Origin of the sequence: Planotetraspora mira, assembly GCF_016863275.1 — a bacterium.
Taxonomy (GTDB): Bacteria; Actinomycetota; Actinomycetes; order Streptosporangiales; family Streptosporangiaceae; genus Planotetraspora; species Planotetraspora mira.
In genome coordinates, this window is the sequence record NZ_BOOO01000053.1 from 23,151 (window position 1) to 43,706 (window position 20,556).

The 20,556-nt window shown below is 68.1% G+C and carries 20 protein-coding genes; 18 read left to right on the forward strand and 2 right to left on the reverse strand.

Annotated features, from left to right (window positions below; translation table 11 throughout):
• The first annotated feature begins 25 nt into the window (after positions 1-25).
• The 8 genes from Pmi06nite_RS39635 to Pmi06nite_RS39665 are packed head-to-tail and all read left to right on the forward strand — an operon-like array spanning position 26 to position 7,763.
• Entirely contained in the window at positions 26-1,147 is a 1,122-nt protein-coding gene (locus Pmi06nite_RS39635; protein ID WP_505882957.1) for a TrbL/VirB6 family protein, read from the forward strand.
• Positions 1,144-1,872 carry an SCO6880 family protein gene (locus Pmi06nite_RS42390; protein ID WP_239114524.1) on the forward strand — a complete coding sequence of 243 codons (729 nt, stop codon included), beginning with the start codon at positions 1,144-1,146 and terminating at the stop codon, positions 1,870-1,872. Before Pmi06nite_RS39635 ends, Pmi06nite_RS42390 begins: the two co-directional genes overlap by 4 nt.
• A complete protein-coding gene (locus Pmi06nite_RS42395; RefSeq protein ID WP_373317364.1) occupies positions 1,772-2,356 on the forward strand; it encodes an SCO6880 family protein in 585 nt (194 codons plus the stop codon). The genes Pmi06nite_RS42390 and Pmi06nite_RS42395 overlap by 101 nt, the downstream gene beginning before the upstream one ends.
• Positions 2,353-3,741 (forward strand): putative type IV secretion/conjugal transfer ATPase, encoded by a 1,389-nt coding sequence (locus tag Pmi06nite_RS39645; protein ID WP_239114526.1) that lies wholly within the window; start codon positions 2,353-2,355, stop codon positions 3,739-3,741. Before Pmi06nite_RS42395 ends, Pmi06nite_RS39645 begins: the two co-directional genes overlap by 4 nt.
• Positions 3,738-5,477, forward strand: a complete 1,740-nt coding sequence (locus Pmi06nite_RS39650) for a type IV secretory system conjugative DNA transfer family protein (RefSeq protein ID WP_203958401.1) — start codon at positions 3,738-3,740, stop codon at positions 5,475-5,477. Before Pmi06nite_RS39645 ends, Pmi06nite_RS39650 begins: the two co-directional genes overlap by 4 nt.
• Positions 5,474-5,881: a DUF4913 domain-containing protein gene (locus tag Pmi06nite_RS39655; protein WP_203958402.1), complete on the forward strand. Its 408-nt coding sequence runs from the start codon at positions 5,474-5,476 to the stop codon at positions 5,879-5,881. Before Pmi06nite_RS39650 ends, Pmi06nite_RS39655 begins: the two co-directional genes overlap by 4 nt.
• Positions 5,878-6,267 carry a hypothetical protein gene (locus Pmi06nite_RS39660; protein ID WP_203958403.1) on the forward strand — a complete coding sequence of 130 codons (390 nt, stop codon included), beginning with the start codon at positions 5,878-5,880 and terminating at the stop codon, positions 6,265-6,267. Before Pmi06nite_RS39655 ends, Pmi06nite_RS39660 begins: the two co-directional genes overlap by 4 nt.
• A complete protein-coding gene (locus Pmi06nite_RS39665; protein WP_203958404.1) occupies positions 6,264-7,763 on the forward strand; it encodes a hypothetical protein in 1,500 nt (499 codons plus the stop codon). Before Pmi06nite_RS39660 ends, Pmi06nite_RS39665 begins: the two co-directional genes overlap by 4 nt.
• 258 nt (positions 7,764-8,021) lie before the next feature.
• Here Pmi06nite_RS39665 and Pmi06nite_RS39670 read toward each other — a convergent pair whose 3' ends face one another.
• Both Pmi06nite_RS39670 and Pmi06nite_RS39675 read right to left on the reverse strand, forming a co-directional pair.
• Positions 8,022-8,582: a GNAT family N-acetyltransferase gene (locus Pmi06nite_RS39670; RefSeq protein ID WP_203958405.1), complete on the reverse strand. Its 561-nt coding sequence runs from the start codon at positions 8,580-8,582 to the stop codon at positions 8,022-8,024.
• A gap of 17 nt (positions 8,583-8,599) precedes the next feature.
• A complete protein-coding gene (locus Pmi06nite_RS39675) occupies positions 8,600-10,036 on the reverse strand; it encodes a helix-turn-helix domain-containing protein (RefSeq protein ID WP_203958406.1) in 1,437 nt (478 codons plus the stop codon).
• Positions 10,037-10,318: 282 nt separating this feature from the next.
• On the opposite strand from Pmi06nite_RS39675, the gene Pmi06nite_RS39680 reads away from it, so the two are divergent.
• The 10 genes from Pmi06nite_RS39680 to Pmi06nite_RS39725 all read left to right on the forward strand — a co-directional run bounded on the left by Pmi06nite_RS39680 (position 10,319) and on the right by Pmi06nite_RS39725 (position 19,625).
• Positions 10,319-10,657 (forward strand): hypothetical protein, encoded by a 339-nt coding sequence (locus Pmi06nite_RS39680; RefSeq protein ID WP_203958407.1) that lies wholly within the window; start codon positions 10,319-10,321, stop codon positions 10,655-10,657.
• A 597-nt stretch (positions 10,658-11,254) separates the two neighbouring features.
• Complete coding sequence (locus Pmi06nite_RS39685) at positions 11,255-12,196, forward strand: thymidylate synthase (protein WP_203958408.1); 942 nt, start codon at positions 11,255-11,257, stop codon at positions 12,194-12,196.
• Positions 12,193-13,932, forward strand: coding sequence for a carbamoyltransferase family protein (locus Pmi06nite_RS39690; RefSeq protein ID WP_203958409.1), 1,740 nt, complete (start codon positions 12,193-12,195; stop codon positions 13,930-13,932). The genes Pmi06nite_RS39685 and Pmi06nite_RS39690 overlap by 4 nt, the downstream gene beginning before the upstream one ends.
• Entirely contained in the window at positions 13,917-14,984 is a 1,068-nt protein-coding gene (locus Pmi06nite_RS39695; RefSeq protein ID WP_239114527.1) for a hypothetical protein, read from the forward strand. The genes Pmi06nite_RS39690 and Pmi06nite_RS39695 overlap by 16 nt, the downstream gene beginning before the upstream one ends.
• Before the next feature lie 63 nt (positions 14,985-15,047).
• Positions 15,048-15,566 (forward strand): P-loop NTPase family protein, encoded by a 519-nt coding sequence (locus Pmi06nite_RS39700; RefSeq protein ID WP_203958410.1) that lies wholly within the window; start codon positions 15,048-15,050, stop codon positions 15,564-15,566.
• A 34-nt stretch (positions 15,567-15,600) separates the two neighbouring features.
• Positions 15,601-16,446, forward strand: a complete 846-nt coding sequence (locus Pmi06nite_RS39705; RefSeq protein ID WP_203958411.1) for a class I SAM-dependent methyltransferase — start codon at positions 15,601-15,603, stop codon at positions 16,444-16,446.
• Complete coding sequence (locus tag Pmi06nite_RS39710; RefSeq protein WP_203958412.1) at positions 16,443-17,228, forward strand: phosphotransferase; 786 nt, start codon at positions 16,443-16,445, stop codon at positions 17,226-17,228. Before Pmi06nite_RS39705 ends, Pmi06nite_RS39710 begins: the two co-directional genes overlap by 4 nt.
• On the forward strand, positions 17,225-17,872 hold the full coding sequence (locus tag Pmi06nite_RS39715) for a histidine phosphatase family protein (RefSeq protein WP_203958413.1): 648 nt from the start codon (positions 17,225-17,227) through the stop codon (positions 17,870-17,872). Before Pmi06nite_RS39710 ends, Pmi06nite_RS39715 begins: the two co-directional genes overlap by 4 nt.
• A complete protein-coding gene (locus Pmi06nite_RS39720; protein WP_203958414.1) occupies positions 17,872-18,324 on the forward strand; it encodes a hypothetical protein in 453 nt (150 codons plus the stop codon). The genes Pmi06nite_RS39715 and Pmi06nite_RS39720 overlap by 1 nt, the downstream gene beginning before the upstream one ends.
• A 299-nt stretch (positions 18,325-18,623) precedes the next feature.
• Positions 18,624-19,625: an NAD-dependent epimerase/dehydratase family protein gene (locus Pmi06nite_RS39725; protein ID WP_203958415.1), complete on the forward strand. Its 1,002-nt coding sequence runs from the start codon at positions 18,624-18,626 to the stop codon at positions 19,623-19,625.
• Positions 19,626-20,556 lie beyond the last annotated feature (931 nt).

Consider the following 20,556-nt stretch of genomic DNA (forward strand, 5'->3'; position numbering starts at 1 on the left):
GGTCAGCGAATATGTCGTGGGCAAGATGGTCGAGGGCGCCGCCAGCGGGGTGCTCGGTGAGATCGCCAAGGCCATCCAGGACGGCGTCGCCTGGGTGGTCGGCAACACCGTCTCCTGGTGGGTGAGGGTGCCCTCCCCCGACATCGCAGGTGAGTCCGCCGTCGATCGCCTTCACCAATGGACCTTGCCGATCGCAGCAGCGGTAGCCGTACTCGGCCTGATCAGCGCGGGCGGCAAGATGGCGCTGACCCGCAAGGCAAGCCCGCTCGTCGATGTCGGCTCAGGCCTGGTCATCATGGCGGTCACCTCGACAATCGGGGTGCTCACCGCCTCGATGCTCGTCAAAGCCGGCGATGCGTGGTCCAACTGGGTGCTCGACATGTCCGCACAGGGCGGCTTCGGTAAGCGCCTGACCGAGATCCTCAGCTTGAACGCCGCCGCCCCCGGCGTCGTGATCGTGCTCGGCATCATCGCGATCCTGGTCGGCGCCATCCAGGCCGTGCTCATGCTCTTCCGCGAGGCGGCGCTCGTCGTCCTCGCCGGGCTACTCCCCCTCGCCGCTGCCGGCACGATGACCGCGCTCACCAAGCCCTGGTTCCGCAAGCTGACCGGCTGGATGCTCGCCCTCATTTTCTACAAACCGGCTGCTGCGGCCGTGTACGCGACAACGTTCACGATGATCGGCGAGGGCAAGGATCCGCGGACGACGCTTATGGGTTTCGCGATGATGCTCCTTTCGCTGATCGCACTGCCGGTTCTGATGAAGTTCTTCACCTGGACGACGGGCTCGCTCGCGGCGGCTGGCAGCGGTGGCGGCATCCTCGGCGCGAGCGTCACAGGCGCGATGGCGGTGGGCGCTTTCCGTACCTCTGGATCGGGGTCGGCCGGCGCGAGCAGCCATGCCAGCTTCCTGTCCGGACAACTGGGTGGAGGGAAAGGAGCCAGTGCTTCGTCGCCTGCTCCTCCGGGTGCCTCCTCCCCCACAGCTCCGACTACGACGAACGCGTCAGGCTCAGCCATGGCCGGCGCCGCGAAGGCCGGCTCAGTCGCGGGGCCGGCGGGAGCCGCGGCAGCGACCGTGGTCAGCGGCCTGGCCAGCGGAGCGAATACCGCGGCGGGCTCCATACGAGAGGACCGCCAGCGATGACGGACGTGCGCACCTACGGCGGCTGGCGACGGCGACGTGGTCTCGGCCTGATCGGCCTGGGAACGACAGGCACCTTCGTCGCGCTGGGCTCGATCACCGCTCTGGTCCTAGCGGTCTCGATCGATCCGCACGCGGCGCTCTACACCGGGCCGCCTGCCGTACTGGCCGGGGCACTGGTTCTGATTCGGGTGAGTGGCGTGCCAATCGCGCACATCATGGTCCGCCGAGTCCGTTGGTCGTACGGCAAAGCGCATGGTCACACGGACTACCGCGCGGGGGTGATCGTCGCTCACTCGCGCGCCTTCCATTTGCCTGGCGTGCTGGCCTCCACACGATTGTTGTCAGGGGAGGATGGCTTCGGCCGGCAGTACGGCATCGTCTGGGACCGTCGGGCCGGACTGTTCACGGCGACGCTCACCGTGTCACCAGCGTCGACCTGGCTCGCCGAGCGAACCGATGCCGACGCCTGGGTCGCCAACTGGGGTGGCTGGCTGGCCTCGCTCGGGCACATGCCGACGATCCGCTGGGTCACCGTCACCATCGACACCGCCCCCGAGTCCGGCTCCGCGCTGTCCGACACCATCGGCCAGGTACTGTCTCCAGCGGCACCCGAGGCGGCGGTGCATCTCATCAACCAACGGCGACGCCGCCAGATCCGACGACCTCAGCTGGGCAGACGCAGGCCCGGTAGGCGCGCAGGAACACGCCGACCACTACGAACATGACAGTGGCACCAGCGTCAGCTGGGCCTGGCATGAAGCGCCACGCCAGAACGTCCCCGCTGATGTGCTGAGCCGCCTGGTCGCACCGGGCCCCTTCCCCAAACGGGTGAGCGTGCAATACCGGCCGCTCCCGGCGACCGAAGCGAACCGCGTGCTCGAGGAAGAAGTGAACGCCGCCGCGTTCCGTGAGCACTACCGCCGCCGCACCGGCCGAGACGAAACCGCCCGCGACGCCTACGACCAGGCGCGCGCCCGCCAGGCCGCAGCAGAGGAGGCCACCGGCGCCGGAGTGACGCTCGTGACGATGTACGTCACCACCACGGTGACTGACTCCAGCGACCTGCCGCGCGCAGTCGCGGCTACAGAAGCCGCGGCCGAGGCCTCGCGTATCCGCCTGCGCCGCCTGTGGGGCAGCCAGTCCGCCGGATTCGCCACCACCCTGCCTTGCGGCGTATGCCCTGCCGAGCTGGCAAGGAGGTCCTGGTGAAAGCGTCCCTCGCACCGGCCTGGGGTTGGCGGGAGCCGCACGGCGGGCGGGCCGTACACGTCGAGGCCGGAGCCGAGTTCCAGGCGACCACCACGCAGGCATGCGGCCTGTTCCCGTTCGTCGCCGGCTCGGGCTCCCCCGCCATCGGCACACCGATCGGCCGCCATCAGCTATTCGGCGAGGTCGTCTGTCTCGACCCGCTGGCCTGGCTCCGGGCCGGTCTCGTCACCAATCCCGGGGTCTTCGTCCTCGGCCAGCCGGGCACCGGCAAATCCACCCTGGTCAAGCGCCTCATCATCGGGGCCATCGCAACTGGCTCGACCGCGCTCATCCTCGGCGACACCAAACCCGACTACACCATGCTCGTCGAACACGTCGGTGGGCAGGTGATCCGCGTCGGCAGAGGCCTCGACCGCATCAACCCCCTGGACGCCGGCCCGCTCGGCGGCGCCGTACGAAACCTCCGCGGAGCCGAGGCGGAACGGATGCGCTGGGAGATGCGAGGCCGACGACTCTCCCTGCTGATGGCGCTCTGCACGCTGGTCCGCGAGGCGCCGATCTCCAACGCCGAAGAGGTGATCCTCGGCCGAGCGATCGACCTGCTCGACGAGCGCCTGGCGACGCCCACCGTTCCCGACGTGCTCGCCGTACTGGAAGAAGGACCGGAAGCCCTGCGGTCGGCCGCGCGTACGGACCGGCCCGAGCGATATCGCGAGCGTGTCAGCGACCTGGTCTTCACGCTCGAACTGCTGTGCACGGGCTCGCTCGCGGGCGTCTTCGACGGGCCGACCACCCGGCCCATCGACCTGACCGCGCCAGCAGTGTCCGTCGACATCTCCAGCGTGGGAGCAGGGAGCGACAAACTCCTCACCGCCGCGATGCTCTGCACCTGGGCGTACGGCTTCGCGATGGTCGACAGCACCGCAGGCGAGCGACGCTCCTACCTCGGCGTGATGGACGAGCTGTGGCGAGCACTACGCGGAGCGCCCGGCCTGGTCGAGTACGCCGACAGCCTCACCCGGCTCAACCGCGCCAAAGGCATGGCCTCCATCATGATCACCCACTCACTCGCAGACCTCGAGGCACTCCCGACCGAGGAGGACCGGGCCAAAGCGCGCGGCTTCATCGACCGCAGCGCCATCACCGTGCTCGCAGGGCTACCCCCGCGCGAGCTTGCCCGCGTCAGCGAGATCACGCGACTGACCAAGCCCGAGCAAGAGCTGGTGGCCTCCTGGTCGGCGCCCGATTCATGGCAGCCGGGAGCACGCCACCCGGGCAGAGGCAAGTACCTCATCAAGACCGGAGACCGGCTCGGCATCCCGGTTGAGCTCTCCCTCGTGGGAATCGAGCACGAGCTCTACGACACCGACCAGGCGATCCGATGACCCGGGCCGTGGGACCGCGAGCCGGCTTCACGCCGCATGGCTCGATCGGCGGATGGGCGCTGCTGCTGGTCGGATGGGGTGCGGTCGCCGTCTTCGGCCTCATCTGGATCGCCGCCTGGGTGGCAAGTCGCGTGTTCGGCGGCCGGGTGAGCGACTTCGGTACTGACTTCGTTTTCGACGTCGCCGAGGGCCGTACGGCTGCCGCCTGGCCGGGGACGCCGACACCGGCGGTTGTCACGGTGGCCGTGCTGCTCATCAGCATGATGCTGGCCGTTGTCGTGGCCGTGTGGTGGCTGATCACCCGCAGGACGCCTGATCCCCTGGATCCGGTTGCGGCTCTCGCCGACAATCCCGGGCTTGCTCCGTTGAAGCCGGATGCTGCTGCGAAGAAGGCCCGCGAGCTGCGTCCCACGTTGGGGGAACCAGTGGCGTCCTGCGACATCGGGCTGCCACTTGGAGACCTCATGCACGACGGACCGACCTTGTACGCATCGTGGGAGGACACGATCCTCGCCTTCATGGCGCCCCGCTCGGGGAAGACCACCTGCCTGAGCATTCCCTACGTGCTCGCAGCCCCCGGGCCGGTCATCGCGACGTCGAACAAAGCCGACCTATGGGCGGCGACCGCCGCATTGCGAGCCGCGAACGGCGCCGTATGGCTGTTCGACCCGCAACACGTCACCTACCAGGAGCAGGCCTGGTGGTGGGACCCGCTCCGCGATCTGACCACCGTGGAAGACGCCCACCGCCTGGCAGGTCATTTCGTCCTCACCGTCGCCGACGGCCAGAAACGGGATCTCTGGGGTCCGGCCGCTCAGGACCTGCTGTGCGCGCTGTTCCTCGCGGCCGCTTCATCTGGTCGCACATTGCGTGACGTCGCCAAGTGGCTGGACACGCCGTCCGTCCCGACTCCTGTCGACCTGCTGGAAGCAGCCGGGTTCACGCTGCTTGCGTCGTCGCTGCGCGGCGCGCAGAACGGCGCGGTCGAAACGCGGGACGGCATCTACCAGACGGCCCGAACCGCGACCAAGGCGCTACGCGATGAGGCGATCATCGCCTGGGTGACGCCATCGTCTCTACCGGTCTTCGACCCGGACGACTTCGCCTGCGGAAGCGACACTCTGTATCTGCTGTCCAAGTCACGCTCCGCGGCGTCGCCGCTCATTGCTGCGCTCACCGACTGCACGATGCGGGCCGCGGAGCGGCGAGCCGAGCGGATGGGCGGGCGGCTCGACCCACCGATGGTCGTCTCCCTGGACGAGGCGGCCAACATCTGCCGCATCGCCGACCTGCCCGAGCTCTACAGCCATCTCGGCTCGCGCGGCATCGTGCCGGTGACCATCCTCCAGTCCTACGAACAAGGCGTGACGGTGTGGGGCGAGGCCGGAATGGCCGCCATCTGGGGCGCGGCGACTCGCAAGGTGATCGGCGCGGGCGTCGACTCCCCTCGCCTGGCTCGCGACCTCGCCACTTTGGTCGGCCAGCACGATGTCCCCGTGCGTTCCGTGTCGTACGCCGACGGACGTGCCTCCGAGCAGATCTCGCTCCGCAGACAGGACATCCTCGAACCGGCGGCGATCCGTGCCCTATCGCCAGGCAGCGCACTACTCCTGGCTACCGGCGGTCGGCCCGCCTTGATCTCGCTACTCCCCTGGTATCGCAGCCGCGACGCCGACCGGATCCAAGCATGCCGCGAAAGGCTCGAACGCCTGATCACTGAAGGAGCAGCAGGATGACCGAACCGGTGTACTCATGCGTCGAAGACTGGGTGACCGAGCGCTTCATCCTGATCTACCGGCGTCCGCTCGGCGGCGAATTCCGCTGGTGCGCCCAATGGTGGAAGCACGCCGAGGCAATCTCCCGCCTGACCGCACTCTGGCACTCGTGGGAAGCATTGCGGCTGGAAGCCGGCACCGGGATGGGCGTCTGGTACCGCGACCACCTCGATCACCAACTGCCCGTCCTCCTAGGGGCACGCGGCCCCTTCTACCAATGCACTGAGGAAGAACACATCGAATCTCGCGAGGTGGACATTGAACCCGCCCCTCTGCAGTGGTGGATGACACCAGCAGACCTGCATGCCGCGGACACGCCCGACGACACGCTTGCGCGAACCCTTCCTGAGGAGGACCAGCAATGATCGGCGATACCTACGCAAACCTCAAAGAGCACCAAGGCTCTGGGGGTGCCGCACTCGAGGCCGCGCAAAACGCGTTCATCGTCATCGCCGCATCGATGGAGCTGGCGGAGGAGACGGGACCTCCCGAGTTGCACGCTTCGTACGCGCTCCTTCATCAGGAAGCGCTCGACGGCTTGGCCGAGCTCAGCCCTCGTGCGAACGCGTCGATTCCTACGGCCAACAGAGCTGGCGGCGTACCCGAGCTCGAGCAGATCAGCAGTCTCGGAGGCCTGCTCTGCGAGGTGCTACTGACCGCCGCCGAGCGTCACACCGATGTGGACCAGCGTCTTGCCCTGCTCAACGCGGCGGCGCGCGCCGCCCAGATCAGGGACCTGCTCGCACCATGACCGCCACCTTCGGCGACTTCATCGACGGCGCCCGAAAGCATCTGGACATCGCAACCCGGCATGCTCAAGCCGACCTCGACCACGCTATCTCGGCGGAGACCTTCCAGGCCGGCCGGCGGTTGACCCTGACCTTGGCCCGCTGCGCCCAGGACTTCGCCGATGCGGACGACGTTGCTGCTCAACTCCGTCGCGCTTCCGACCTGCTAGGCCGCTGGGAACCGTCTCCAGCCGCAGGGCCTCACCCGGTTCCGCTGCACCTAGCAGCGGCCGCGACTGCCTGGGGTGCCGCCGGAGATCTCCTCGCCACCCATCTCCCACTTCTCGACAGCGGCCCTCGTTCTGACTGGGTGGCCGTCCTAGCCGACCGCCAGGCCCAGGACCAACTCCTCGCCGCGGTCACCGATCACGCACAGGCGGTCTCGGCGATCCTGAAACGCACTGCCCTCGCCCGCGCGCTCGACATTCAAGCAGCAGGCCATCTGCTGGACTCGCTTCCACAACGTGACGTTCCGGTACGGAGCGGGCCGCCGGTGATACGAACCCTCCCGTTGAACCACACCGTCGCGCCACCGCCGAGCTGGCAGGAACCGAAGCCTCCAACCGAGCTACGCGCGGGGATCTCCACCAGCGCCGAGGCCCTACGGACCCTGTGCCACCGAGAGAGCGAGTCCGGCCCATGGGAGTGGCAACGTACGGCTCTCGCTTGCTCGATCATCACGCACGTCTCCGCCAGGATCCTCACCCAGCTCACTCGCCGGGCCTGCGACCTGACTGACCTCAAATCCGACCTGAGCAAGGCCCTGCGACGCTCGACCGACGGCATGGAACAGGCACACGCCGAGTGGAAAGCGCTACGCCGGACCTGGCAAGGGAACCTCGCGCTAAAGCCCGCCAACCCCTCGGTGCGTCAGCAACACCTCACACTCGTGACCGTAGGCCTGGGCCGACTGCTCTACGCCAACCCACTCTGGACGCCGACTCCTCAGGACGCTGCACCATTCAAGACACTCAACGCGATCGCCCCGACCGTGGGCGACATGGCGCCCCTCGTCCAGGCAATACTCGACGCCTTCGAAGCGCTGATGGTCATCGCCCGGCGAGACCGACGAGACGTCAGTCACGCGCTCAGGCGCAGTCGCTCGCTGGCAGCAGAAGTCGGAGGGGCGCTGTCGGACTACAAGGAACTCAACCGGCCGAAGACTCGCACATCGTGGGCCCTCAGCGAGGCAGCGCTACTAGCTGCCGACCCTGACCTGAGGCCAGCGCTCTGGCAGGACATCAATCTGCTGGAGTTGCGCCGGGACCCTGCGGCATTCACACGACGGACTACTCAACAGCGTCCAGGAACCCGCGAGCATCTCGAGTGGCTCGCAACCCGAGCCGTCGCATCCGATACCCCGCTCGACCTGTCCGCCTCCACGACTCGCACTTCTTCCGCTACTGGAGGGTCACCCTCTCGCGGAGAGCCAGTACGGCGAAGCGGCCGAGCCACCTGAGCTGATCCGCAACCACAACGGCGATTCGGCCACGAGCTCGCGTAATCTCCCGCGGTCAGCGCGCTATATCCCGCGAACGATCCAGTCGGGCCCGCGTACGCGGCTACGTCACCGAGGACCGGGTGGTTCACGCGGTGAGCTCGAGGAAATCCCCGACGATTGGCACTTTGCGGTGCACGGCAAGCTTTTCCCTCAGCCCAGCCAGCGTCGCGGTCGAGCCGTCGCATGCCGTGGCGAGCCATTCTGGCCAGGGCACTATTACCTGGTCAGATCGAGCAACATCACGTCCATCTTCGGCGCATCGGGCCAGCCCGGGCGGAGGCGGGCGACCGGTCGCCATCCCCACCGGGTGTAGGAGGTGTAGGCCGCGGTGTTGTCCGGCCGTACCAGCAGTGTGGCCCGCTGCTCCTGGCGGTTGGCAAGGAGGTCGTCGTGCAGAGCGTGCGCGATGCCTTGCCCTGTCCACACCCGCCGCACCATGATCTCTGAGAATGCGAAGGTGCGCGTGCCGTCCTCGACGGTGAAGCCCGGCTCCGGCTCGGCCTCTAACCCGTCCCACCACCGAGTGCCTGAGGTGAGGGGCCAACCCCACGCCTGGCCGACCGGCTCGTCACCGTCGTAGGCCATCACCAGGTCGAAGCCTTCCCGCTGCGTATAGGCGTCAAAGCGCGTCATGAATGCCTCGTCGCTAGCGAAGGCCTCGCCGGTCGCGATCCGCTCGGCATAGGCGTCCCGGTGGATCTGCGAGACCACCTCGCGTTGCTGGTGGGCACCGACGGCGTCGAATCGTTTGAAGGTCAACTCATGTCGTCCGCTCATGTCTGCGTCTCTCATGTTCACGTGGTCGCTGGAGCCAGCGTCCGAGCAGCCTTGTCGAAGCGCTCGCAGAACGCTTCGTCGATCGATTCCGCCACCTGCCGTACCGGCCGCAACTCGTTCAGCACCCGCACGGACGTCAGCCTCTCCCCGAGGTCGGGCAAGATCGCCAGTCCCTCCTCGATCGCGGTCTGCCGGTCGCCGTCCGCCACCGCCGCTGCGGCAAGCCGGGCCCGATAGTACGCGCGGTCTCGGGAAGAGCGGGAGGGGTCGTCTAGGACCGCTCGATACAGCCGAGCGGCACGGTCAGGATGGCCGAGCTGACTCCTGCCCATCGCCTCATACCCAGTGATCTCGGACTGGCTGATGAAGGCGGTCCACGGGTGGTCAGCATCGTGGGAGTTGCGGTCGAGCTCACTGCGTGCCCGCGAGATCGCCGCCCGGAAGGCTACCTCGTCCTCAAGCTGGGCATAGGCGAGCGCCTGACGAAGCGTGATCAGGGTGTGGAGAGTCGCGGAGCGGGTGTGGCGGGCGACGTCCGCCGCGCGGTCAGCAAATCGCAGAGCCTCACGGGCGAAGCCGCGGCGGCCCGTTACGCGAGCCAGGTGCGTTGCCTGTTGCGCCATGTTCACGTAAACGTGCACCAACAGCTCGCTGTCGCCAGAGCTGCCTGCCAACAGCGCTGCCTCGCCGTACAGGGAACGAGCGAGCCGCTGGTTGCCGGAGTCGTAGGCCAGCCACGCGGACACGATCCCCAGGTCGGCGGTCACCACGACCAGGTCGCGCCCGACCTGAGCGGTGTAGTCGGACTCGTCCAGCATGGCTCGCGCCCTGGTGAAGACCTTCTGCGCCTGATCGAGGAGACCGGCTCCACCTACCGTATGGTCCTGACTGCGCAGACGCCCGAGAGCCGATTGCAGGTAGCGAACATGGGCCCGGTCGGCACGCTCGGGAGGAGGCAGCAGCGCTGCCATAGCCAGACCTGATGCCATCGCTCCGAACTCCCGGCGATCGAGATCCACAGCGTCAACCCCCCAAAAACCGACCTCATCGTCGCTTTCCAGGGTGGCACTCTCATGGCCCAGGATGAGCGGCAGCAACGCCGCTCGCGGCATGCCCAGTTCGTCGCAGACCCGCAAGATCTCGCGCACGTCGTGAAACGTCCACCGCTGACGCCGTTCGATCTTGGTGACCACCGATTGCGACCAGCCGACCAAGCTGCCGAAGTCGAGCTGGCTCAGCCCGGATGCTCCCCGCAAAATCGCCAGCACCGCGCCCATGTCAGTGCGAGCGAGCGCCTGACGCAACGGAAGTGAGTCCCAGATCCACGTCGGGGTGAGCCCCGTTAATTCTCGGGCCGCCGTCAGGCACGCCCCGCAGAGCGGCTCGGGGTTGTACCGGCTGAGTCTGGCGAAGCGGCACGCCGGACATACCCGATCGTTCGCACTCTGGTCCATGCGGCGTTCCTCCACCAGCCAGGGATGTGCGTCGTCAGCGATATTGTCCGGATCTACCGCAGACTCAGGCCGAAACCAGTTTCACCGTAGCCTCAGGTCAACGTCCCCGTAAGCCAATATGGCCTACCCGACCACGGCCAGGTCAGGACACAAGCGCGTTGGCTATCAGGCCGGCATTCGTCACGCTCGCAGCGGTACCTCTTTTGCGCACACTCTCCGTCGCTCACGGTCACCACGACGTGGCGGCGCATTCCATCAGAATCGCTGCCCAGGAGACCCCTCATGGACGTACTCGTCGCCGGCACCCAGACGTCACCACCAATCCCGACAGCCGCGTTGGTGGCGCGGCAGTTGGACGCTCACCTGGCGGCCACCTACGGGATCAGCGGGAGGATCACCGCTGCCCAGCGTACGGCGGTGCTCCGGCTCGACGACTTGTGCGTCTGGGTCGACTCCGCGTCCGGCGAGATCACCTGGTCGACCGGGGAGCGCGACGAGCACGGCCGCACGCTGACCGCCAGCGTGCCGATGGGCCAGTCCGTACTGGCGGCTGACCGGATCGTCACCCGCTACTGGCAGGTGCGGGGGCTCGCCGGCGACTACTCCGTGCGGATCGGCTGAGGCCGTGCCGTCGTCGCTGATGATGCTCGTGCTGTGCTTCAAGGGCCTCTGGCCCCCCCGCCCCGGCGCCACCAACGTGTGGCGATGGCGGCGGCTGGGCGCCGACGGCCAGGTGCAGGAGTGGCAAGTGAGCTTCACAGGCACTCGGATTCAGGAGACGTGGACCGCCAACGGGGCAGTCCACCACGACGCGGGCCCTGCCCTGGGCGGCTCCTCCCTGGCGGAGTGGTTCATGACCCGCTCTCAGGAGCTACATGACGCCGGGTGGCGTGTGGTCAGCGTGGGGATCGACATGACGGTGTCACCCCAACCGGTCGCAGGTAGCGGCCGACGACCTACCCGCCAGCCGCTCGGCGGCGCAGCTTATCCGCCCCAAATTCGGGGTTAAGGCGGGCGCTGTGCCTCCCGCACCGTCGAGCATGCACCGGCTTCCAGCACTACCACGGCGCGGAAGCTCGAGGTGCGGTGACCCCAGATTTCACTGATTGGAGCGGAGCACCAGCCATCTCCCTGGTGCATCTGCTCCGGGTCGCTTGTTTCCCGCACTCCGCCCGACCCAATGCCCGCCGCCTGGCGGGCCACGAAGGGAACGACATCGTGACGATCTTGACCGGTGACAGCGTCACCGAGCTGTTCGCGAGCGCGGTCACCCTGACCATGCGCGGCCAGCAAGTAAGCCCGCGCGGCATGGCCACCCGCGAGGTCCTCGACGTCCACATGGTGTTGACCCGGCCGCGGGCCCGGCTACTGCTTGCGCCACCGGCCCGGGTGCTCAACACCGCGTTCGCCGTCGCCGAGACGGTGTGGATCCTGTCCGGCTCCGACGATCAATGGATCTACGGCTTCAACGGACAATTGCGCCAGTATGCAGACGACGGTGTGCTGCGTGGCGCCTACGGCCCCCGCATGCGCCGATGGGGCGACGGCCAGGTTGATCAGCTGGCGCAAGTCCTCGCCCTCCTGAAGGCCGATCCGGACTCACGCCGGGCGCTGATCCAGCTGTACGACCCGGCTCGTGACGCCGCAGGTCACCGCGACGTGCCATGCACACTCGGCTTCCGTTTCCACCTGCGGCAGGGCCGTCTGCACATGTCCACGACGATGCGCAGCCAGGACCTGTGGACCGGCATGCCGTACGACCTGTTCTTCACGACCACCTTGCATGAGCTGATGGCCGGGTGGTTGGGCGTCGAGCTCGGCGATTACCGTCACCATGTCGACTCCCTGCACCTGTATGAGCGCGATTTCGAGCGTGCTGAGTCGGTGACGGCGACAGAGCCGGGCGAAGAACTGCCGGAGCTGACGGTGCCGTGGGAGGGGTTCGACGCACTGCTCGCGGCCGTCCGGGCAGGCACGACGACCGGGTACCCGGGCTGGGACGCCATGGCCGAAGTGCTGAGCAGCTACCGCCTGTGGAAGACCGGGGAACGCGACACTGCTCAGGACATCGCTGATCGAGTCCGCGGGCCGCTCGGGCAAGGGCTTCGCGAGTGGTATCGGGAGCTGCGAGTGCGCAGCTGGCTGAGGGCGGCCCAATGAACGCGCCGACGCCTCGCCGGCTGGCACCCGCGGTGGTACTGGGCCTGTGCTCCTACACGCACGATTCGGCAGCTGCCCTGCTGGTTGATGGCGAACTTGTCGGGTTCGTCGAAGAGGAACGTCTGTCGCAGGTCAAGCACACCCGCACCTATCCGGCCAAGGCAGTGAACTGGCTGCTCGGCCAAGCCGGCATGACGGCTGACGATGTCAAGGTCGTCGGCTACAACTTTCACGGCCTGCGCTACCTGGCCGCCGTGCCGGGCTCGGTCAGCATGCTGTTCTCGGCCACTACCCGCGGGCGAGCGCTGCCGCGCGCGGGCTCCTTCACCAAAATCGCTGCCCGCGCCGTACGCCGTGCGGTTACCCTGCAGCGGATGTTTCCCGGCGCGCGGATTGACGCGATCGCGCATCACCGAGCCCATCAGCTGTACGCGTTCGCCGCCTCAGGCTGGGAGGACGCCGCCGTCCTGATCGTCGACAGCCTCGGTGAGACCCAGACAACTACCATCGCCGCCGCCCGGCAGCGTGCTCCCGGGCGACCACAGGTCCGCCCCGTGCACGCTCTGCATGACCCGGCCTCCCTCGGCTACGCCTACGGCGCGGTCACCGAACATCTCGGTTGGCGGCGCGGGGACGAGGAAGGCACCGTGATGGCCCTGGCCGCTCTGGGCGACCCGGCGCGCTTCCGGAACCTGTTCGAAGTCGCCATACCACTCACGCGCGATGGCTTCGCCTTGAACCCCTCCCTGTTCCTGGTCCGGGTCCTGTCCTCGGGGTACCCACGGTTATCACCGCGTTTCGCGGCCGCCACCTGCCCGCCTCGCGACTCGCATGCGCCGATCGAGCAGGTCCATCGTGACCTGGCCGCTGCCCTGCAAGAGCGCACCGACACAGTCATGCTGCACCTTGCCCGCTTGGCTCGTGCCCGGACTCGGGCCCGGCGGTTGTGCGTGGGCGGAGGCGTGGCAACCAACTGCGTCAGCATCGGCCGCATCATCGACGCGCAGATCTTCGATGAGGTGAGCGTTCCGCCGGCACCGGGTGACGCCGGGACCGCCATCGGCGCCGCGGCGGCCACGTATCTGGACTTGGGTGCCGGCCCGCTGTCAGGCGTCGCCGGGACCTGCTACCTGGGGCCTTCTTTCCCCGACATCGAGCGCGATCTGTCTGCATGGCCAGGCCTCACCTCACGGCCCGTCCATGGCGATGAGGCTGAGTTCCTCGCCGAGCAATTGGCGAGCGGGCGCATCGTCGGACTGTTTCGCGGCCGGGTCGAAGCCGGTCCCCGGGCCTTGGGCGCCCGCTCCATCCTGGCCTCACCGCTGGAAGCGGGCGTGGTCGATCGGCTGAACGCCACGGTCAAGTTTCGCGAGCCGTTCCGGCCGTTCGCCCCGATGGTCTCGGTAGAACGGGCGGCCGATTACTTCACCCTCGGCCAGGAGGCGCCGTTCATGTCGATGGCCTCCGGGGTGACCGAACTCGCATGGCAGCAGATCCCCTCGATCGTCCACGCGAATGGAACTGCGCGCCTGCAGACCGTCAGCAAGGAGGGCAACCCGTTCATGCACGCGGTTCTGGAGGCTTTCGCCCGCCGTACCGGCGTCCCTGTGCTGATCAACACTTCGCTCAACGTCAAAGGCAAACCGATATGCGGCACCCCCGCAATGGCGCTGGACTGCCTGGCCTCCTCGGGGCTGGACGGACTGCTGCTGGAAGGCAGGTGGGTGAGCAAGTGATCATCGGATACAGCTTCTGGGGCTTCCTCGGGCCGGGCATAACTGACACTCCCGACGGGGGACGCAGCCACCGGCGTCCCCTGATCGACGCGTTGATCGCCGATGGGCACCACGTGGTCTTCCTGCAGGCGAACCGCGATCGGCTGGAAGCCGGTGACAATATCGGCGGCCGGTACGCCTTCGACAGCGGGCTCCCCGACATCGATGTGCTGTTCCTGGAATGGCGGTGGCCAATTCCCGGCCGTAACACCACTCCATGCGGGACGCCGCTGCACACCTGTGATCTGCACCGTCAGGCCGAACTCCTCGATGTCTACACGATCGTGCGGGATACGCCCACGGTGATCTGGGACAAGGACCGGCAGCTGCCTCCTGGCAGCGTGTGGCGGCTCCGGCCTGGGGTCGCCGTATGCGAAGCCGCCCTTGCCCTGACGCCGGGCGCGCACCGCCTGCTGTTTCCCCTCGACGACGCCGTCTTGGACCGCGCCGACCCGGCCGCGCTCGCCGTCCGACCACGGCCCATACCGCTGGTCTACGTCGGCAACCAGTACGGCCGCGATGAGGAGTTCGACCAGTTCTTCGCCCCGGCGGCCGCACGGTTCCCTCACGTTGTCGCGGGCAAATGGACCGACACCCGCCGCTGGCCTGACCTCACCTTCACCGGCCGCATTCCGTTTCCCCGGGTGAGCGAACTGTACGGCGGCGCGCTGGCCACCGTGCTGCTGCTGCCTGAGCGGTACGCGGCGGCTGGGCAGATGACCCAGCGCGTCTTCGAGGCGGTCCTGGGTGGGTGTGTCCCGGTAGCCCCGGCGACGATCCGGCAGGTCGACCGGTTCGTCCCCCCGCAGCTGATCGCCAACGACGCGGCCGACACGATCCGCATCATCCACTGGCTGCGCAGCATCAGGGGCACCCAGCGGCATGCGGACCTGCTCGCGGAGTGTCTGGCCCGCCTGGAGTTGTTCCGGCTCAGCAGCCAGCTTGAGGTGCTGCGGACGGTTCTCGCCGGCCTGTCGAGGGCCACGACAATGCGAGCCGGGAGGCGCGGATGACCTCACCGGGCAGCCGATGCAATCCGTCCTCCCGAAACGTCTCGTCAACTATCGTGGAGCGTCATGCAGCAGATGAACCGGGTGGCCGTCGTCGGTTCAGGCGGCAGCGGCAAGTCGTACGTTGCCCGCGAACTCGGTCGGCTGCTCGGTGCCCCCGTCAGCCATCTGGACAGCGTCTTCTTCGACGACGAGTGGAACTCGCTGCCGCCGGAGAAGTTCGAGGCGGCGCAACGCGACCTTGTGGCCGCGCCGTGCTGGGTGATCGACGGCAACTACAACTCCACCCTCCATGTCCGGCTCGACGCCTGCGACACCGTGGTCTTCATGGACGTGCCCACCTGGGCGGCCGTCTGGGGCATCGTCTCCCGGCAGATCCGGCATGGCGCGGGCCAGCACTCCGCCGGGGTCTACAACCGCATCAACTGGGGTGTGCTGCGGTACGTGGCAACCTATCGGCGCCGAATGCGCCCGCAGGTCCTCGCCAAGATCCACCAGTACGGTGGGCACTTGACCGTGGTGCGCTTGACCAGTCGCCGCCGTACCCGCCGCTGGCTGCAGCAGGTCACCGCCGAGCACGGCTGACCCGCCCGGCCGTCCCGTCGGCGAGCATCCGGCGGTGGGATCGGTGACCGCCAGCAACCCGTTTCTCGACCCGGCCGCGCAGGCGCACCTGTACGGCGATGGGGCCCGCCTGGCAGCCCGGACCTCAGCGCTGCATAAGGCCAAGACCCATGGTCGGCCGGTCGCCGACGTAATCGCCGACCTGGCGATCACATTCCTGCCCTCACCGCGCCAGGCCCTGGTGGTCGACCTCGGCTGCGGACGCGGCACCAGCAGCCGCGTGCTGGCCGAGCGGGTGCGACCACAGCGGCTCATCGCCATCGACGCCTCCGCGGCGATGCTCACCGCCGCGCGTTCCCGCCTCGAGACGAGCACCCGGGTGGTGTTCGTCCAGGCCGACTTCCACCAACTGCCGCTGCCGGACGGATCGTGCACAGCGGTCGTAGCCGCGTTCTGCCTGTACCACGCGCAGAACCCCCGGATCGTCCTGAAGGAGATCGCCCGCACCCTGGTGCCGGGTGGCGTTGCCGTGCTGGTCACCAAGTCCATCGACAGCTACCGAGCCCTCGATCTTCTGGTGGCCGCCGCCGGGCTCGACCCGCAGGCGCCCGAGCGATCCAGCCTGTACACGGCCGCGCACAGCGGCAACCTGGCCGAGCTGACCGCGCCGGTGCTGCGGCCCGTCCACCTGGAGCACGAGGAGCACCGCTTTTCCTTCAGCGGCCTGGACCATGTCGCCGAATACGCGGCCACCAACCCGAAGTACCGCCTGCCGACCGGAGTGCGAGGGGATGCGGCGGCGATCGCTGCGGCGTTGCGGACCCAACTGCCCGACGAGCCCGTGCACACCACTTCGACCGTCACTTATCTGGTCGCCGCCCGCCGGGAAGGAGCACAGTGACTGGCCCACGGGCGTTCACCAAGACCTACCCCTCCGCGCTGGCGTCTGCCCGTGCCGCCGCCCACCACGCCTGGCTGACTCGTCACGCGGGTCCGCTGCGCCAGCCCGCCATCAGGGCCGTCCGGCAGCACCTGATCGACTTCGACTTCATCGAAGGCCGCCACGCCACCGCGGAGGACCTGCCTGTGCTGGCTGCCATGCTCGCTCAGTCGCATGCCGCCGCCTGGGTGAGCGACCTGCACCGCGCCCGCCTGGACACCCCGCACCCGCTGGACGGCAGCGGCCCGCACGCCCTGGCGGACTTCCTCAGCCCCCGCCTGGCCGCCCTTCAGGGCCGCCGCCGCACCGGGCACCTCCCCCAAGCCACCGCCACAGCCGCTGAACGCCTCCTGCGGTCGGCGGCCACCGGCTCTGCCGCCTTCTACAAGGACACCAACCCGCGCAACATCCTCATCACTGCGAGCGGGCGGCCGGTCGTGGTCGACGTCGACGACGTCACGCTGGCCCCCTTCGGCTACGACCTGGCCAAGCTCATCGTCACCCTCGCCATGACGTACGGGCTGCTTCCGACCAGCGCGGTCACCTCGGCACTGGCCGCCTACAACGACACCCTTCGCTCCCACAGCCACCAACTGGCCGGCGTCCCGCTGGTCCAGCTGCTGGCCTACGCCGACCTGCACCACGTGTTCACCGTCCCTTACCTCGGTCGCGGCGGCTACCGCTATCCCTGGCCGCAGGTCCGTCCCGATCTCCCCCTCCCAACCCCGGAGGTCTCCTCGTGATCGTCACGGAGCTGGTGTTCGTCCGACACGGCCAGGCTGTCTGCAACGCCGCCGGTGTCGTGGGCGGCCCACGCACCTGCACCGGCCTGACCGACCTCGGCCGCCAGCAGGTCCACCGGTCGGCCCGCCACCTGGCCGCTGAGCACGCCGACTCCCCGTTCGCCGCGGTGTATGCCGGGCCCCGGCTGCGCCTGCAGCAGACCGGGCAGCTCCTGGCAGCCGCGGTGGGTTTGCCACTGCGCACCGAACCGGGGCTGGACGGCCCCGTCCACGGCCAGGCCGACGGCCGACCGTGGACGGAGGTCAAGACCGCCTTCGGCGGCGGCGTGCACGTCCACCCCGACCGGCCCTGGGCGGCGGGATCCGATACCTGGAACGGCTACCTACAGCGGGCAGGGGCGTTCTTAGCTGCCCTGATCGACCGGCATGACGGCGAGCGGGTCCTGTTCGCCGCGCATGGCGAGACCGTCCTGTCCGCCCACGCCTTGCTGCTCAGCCTCGGCCCGGGGACGGATGCCGGGTTCACCGTGGACCACGGGTCCTTGAGCCGCTGGCAACGGCACCGTAACCGCTTCGGCCGGCACCGCTGGCTGCTGGAGCGCCACAATGACACCGCCCACCTCACCCCGGCAGCGGGGTCGTGATGGCCGCGCAACAGGACCCACGTCTGGAACTCGCCGTCCGGCACCTCGGCCCCGTCACCATCCAGCGTTATCCGAGTCTGCCGCCGCACCTGCTGCTGCTCACCGACACCAGCGGCACCGGCTACGTGGTCAAACAACACCGCGATCCCGACCGGTTCGCACAGGAGGCCCACGCCTACACCGCCTGGATCCCGCAGCTGGGCGACCGCGCCCCGCAGCTGATCGTCATCGATCCGGCCGCCAGCTTGCTGCTACTGACTCTGCTGCCCGGACGCAGCGCCGCTATCCTGCCGCCCGGCTCAGCCGCGGAACAGCACGCCCACCGCGCCGCCGGCCTGACGTTGCGCCTGTGCTCCATCAGATCCCGACGACGGACAACGGCACAGCCGGCGCCGTCTACCTGGGACGGCGGCTGCGCGCGTGGGCCGACCGCGCCCACACCGCAAACCTGATCAGCTCGCGGCAGCGAAACGAGCTGGAGATGTGCGCTGCCGCGCTGGATGCCACCGCCATGGAGACCGCCATCTGCCACCTGGACTACCAGCCCCGCAACTGGCTCCTCGGCGACGACGGCAGGGCGCGAATCCTCGACTTCGAACACATGAGGCTCGACGCCCGCCTAACTGCTGGACCGGTTCGCCGCCATCGAAGCCCTCACTGCTCTGGTCCGAGGCCACGAGCGCGGTGACGCCCAGCTCACCACCCACGGCCGCGCCTTGCTCACCCGCATCCTGTAACTCCTGGAGATCGCATGAACGAGGCATCGTCCCTCGCCGAGCCCTGCTTCCCATTGCCCCGCCGGGCGGTGGTGACCGGCGCCGCCGGTTTCATCGGCTCCCACCTGGCCCAGGCACTGTTGGGACACGGAGTCACCGTGATCGGCGTCGACCGCCGCAGCGCGGAGACTGACCCTAGTGCAGCTGCCAACCTGGCGGCCTTGCACCAGCATCCCGGCTTCATCCCGATCACGGCGGATCTGAGCACCTGCGCTATCGAACCGCTCCTCCTCGACGCCGACGTCGTCTTCCACCTGGCCGGCATCCCCGGCGTCCGACCCTCCTGGGGGCCACGGTTCCACGACTACGTCGCCTGCAACATTCTCGCTGCCCAGCGGATCATGGACGCCGCCACCCTGCTACGGGTCCCCCGACTGGTGGTCGCCTCTTCCTCCAGCGTCTACGGGCACACCGACGGCAGGCCCAGCACCGAGAGTGACCCCGTCCGACCTGCATCGCCCTACGCGGTCACCAAGCTCGCCGAAGAACAGCTGTGCCTGGCCCATGCCACCCGGCCGGACTGCGCGACCACCGTCGTGGCCCTGCGGTACTTCACTGTCTTCGGACCGCGCCAGCGCGAGGACATGGTCGTCCACCGCATCCTGGCCGCCGCTGTCGAAGGCCGGCCCTTTCCCATCTACGGGGACGGCAGCCAACGACGGGACTTCACCTACGTCCAGGACGCGGTCGCCGCGACGATCTCTGCCGCGACAGCGCCTATCGGCAGTGCCGTGATCAATGTCGGCGCTGGCACCACCTTCTCCTTGCTGGACGTCATAAAGCACGCGCGCTATCTCACCGGGCGACCCGTGGTGACCGAGCACTCCCCCAGGCGCCACGGTGACGTCCCAGCTACCTGCGCCGATTCGGCCGCCGCACGGCGTCTACTCGGCTGGGTTCCCTCCGTGGATCTGGTCACCGGGATGGCGGCACAACTGGCAACACTGACCGCGGCGCACCACAACGCCACATTGTGAGAGCCGTGTCGCCGGGCGTGTCTTTGTGATGGTGTTGCGGGCGGTCACCGGGTGGAAGCGGTGCCGCCCGCCCGCCTTCATGATCAGCTTATTGGTGTGTGGAATTTTGGGCACCTGGCTCGCCGGCGGGAGCGAGCCAGGTAGATGGCCGCCCAACCACATGGCCGATCAAGCCCGGGGAGGCACAGGCCTGATGGAAGCGATGGGCTCTCAGGACGTGTCCGCTACGAGCGACACGTGGCGCTCACTCTGAACTGGGACGCGATGCGGCTGGTGTTCGTGAAGTTGACGTGGTGAGACTCCGGCTTGTAGCCCTGTGGCCCCGGGTGGACCGTAAGCTGTCCTTCCGGGAATCTCGACGGTCTGCGACACGGTGGTGTCGGGGTAGTCGCACCCGTATCTCACTTGGACCCAGCTGGGTTCCGTCTTGCTGTTGTTGATGACGTCGATGCCGAAGCCCTCGCCACGGCCACCAGTGGCGGGTTCGAAGTTGTAGCGTCCGGCGAAGACGTTAGGCCCGGCAGTCCAACTGGCCGTGTCCAGCGTGCCAGTAGATTTGCAGTACCAGTACCCCCGGCCAATCGCGTTGGGCCCGATAGCTCTGGTATCCCATACCTCTGCGGAAGCCTAGGCCGACGGCACCGTCCCTACGAGCAGGCCTCCGGCCAGCGCTATTGCGATTGCCGGCCGCACTAAGCCCCTGGTTAGTTTCATGACGAGTCCCTGTTCTCCTTGTTGGTTAAAGGAATCTAAACAAAGGGTGCCCGTACTTGGGATCGGCTTGTCTCCGACGGTGCCGCAGGCCCAGTGAGTAGCTTGCGGAATATGCCTTGTCGGTGACAATCCCAGGCCCTTGTGGGGAGGACATTTGCCAACCCGCACGCACGCTCAGACGTCTTGAGTTCACGCTGAGGTTCCCCCCAAGCCAGGC

What these genes read in the sequence shown, in the direction of transcription:
- Pmi06nite_RS42390 (WP_239114524.1), top strand. Translation starts at nt 1,144, where the DNA reads ATGACGGACGTGCGCACCTACGGCGGCTGGCGACGGCGACGTGGTCTC.
- Pmi06nite_RS39690 (WP_203958409.1), top strand. Translation starts at nt 12,193, where the DNA reads ATGAACGCGCCGACGCCTCGCCGGCTGGCACCCGCGGTGGTACTGGGC.
- Pmi06nite_RS39655 (WP_203958402.1), top strand. Translation starts at nt 5,474, where the DNA reads ATGACCGAACCGGTGTACTCATGCGTCGAAGACTGGGTGACCGAGCGC.
- Pmi06nite_RS39650 (WP_203958401.1), top strand. Translation starts at nt 3,738, where the DNA reads ATGACCCGGGCCGTGGGACCGCGAGCCGGCTTCACGCCGCATGGCTCG.
- Pmi06nite_RS39660 (WP_203958403.1), top strand. Translation starts at nt 5,878, where the DNA reads ATGATCGGCGATACCTACGCAAACCTCAAAGAGCACCAAGGCTCTGGG.
- Pmi06nite_RS39670 (WP_203958405.1), bottom strand. Translation starts at nt 8,582, where the DNA reads ATGAGCGGACGACATGAGTTGACCTTCAAACGATTCGACGCCGTCGGT.
- Pmi06nite_RS39665 (WP_203958404.1), top strand. Translation starts at nt 6,264, where the DNA reads ATGACCGCCACCTTCGGCGACTTCATCGACGGCGCCCGAAAGCATCTG.
- Pmi06nite_RS39700 (WP_203958410.1), top strand. Translation starts at nt 15,048, where the DNA reads ATGCAGCAGATGAACCGGGTGGCCGTCGTCGGTTCAGGCGGCAGCGGC.
- Pmi06nite_RS39720 (WP_203958414.1), top strand. Translation starts at nt 17,872, where the DNA reads ATGGCCGCGCAACAGGACCCACGTCTGGAACTCGCCGTCCGGCACCTC.
- Pmi06nite_RS39680 (WP_203958407.1), top strand. Translation starts at nt 10,319, where the DNA reads ATGGACGTACTCGTCGCCGGCACCCAGACGTCACCACCAATCCCGACA.
- Pmi06nite_RS39675 (WP_203958406.1), bottom strand. Translation starts at nt 10,036, where the DNA reads ATGGACCAGAGTGCGAACGATCGGGTATGTCCGGCGTGCCGCTTCGCC.
- Pmi06nite_RS39725 (WP_203958415.1), top strand. Translation starts at nt 18,624, where the DNA reads ATGAACGAGGCATCGTCCCTCGCCGAGCCCTGCTTCCCATTGCCCCGC.
- Pmi06nite_RS39635 (WP_505882957.1), top strand. Translation starts at nt 26, where the DNA reads ATGGTCGAGGGCGCCGCCAGCGGGGTGCTCGGTGAGATCGCCAAGGCC.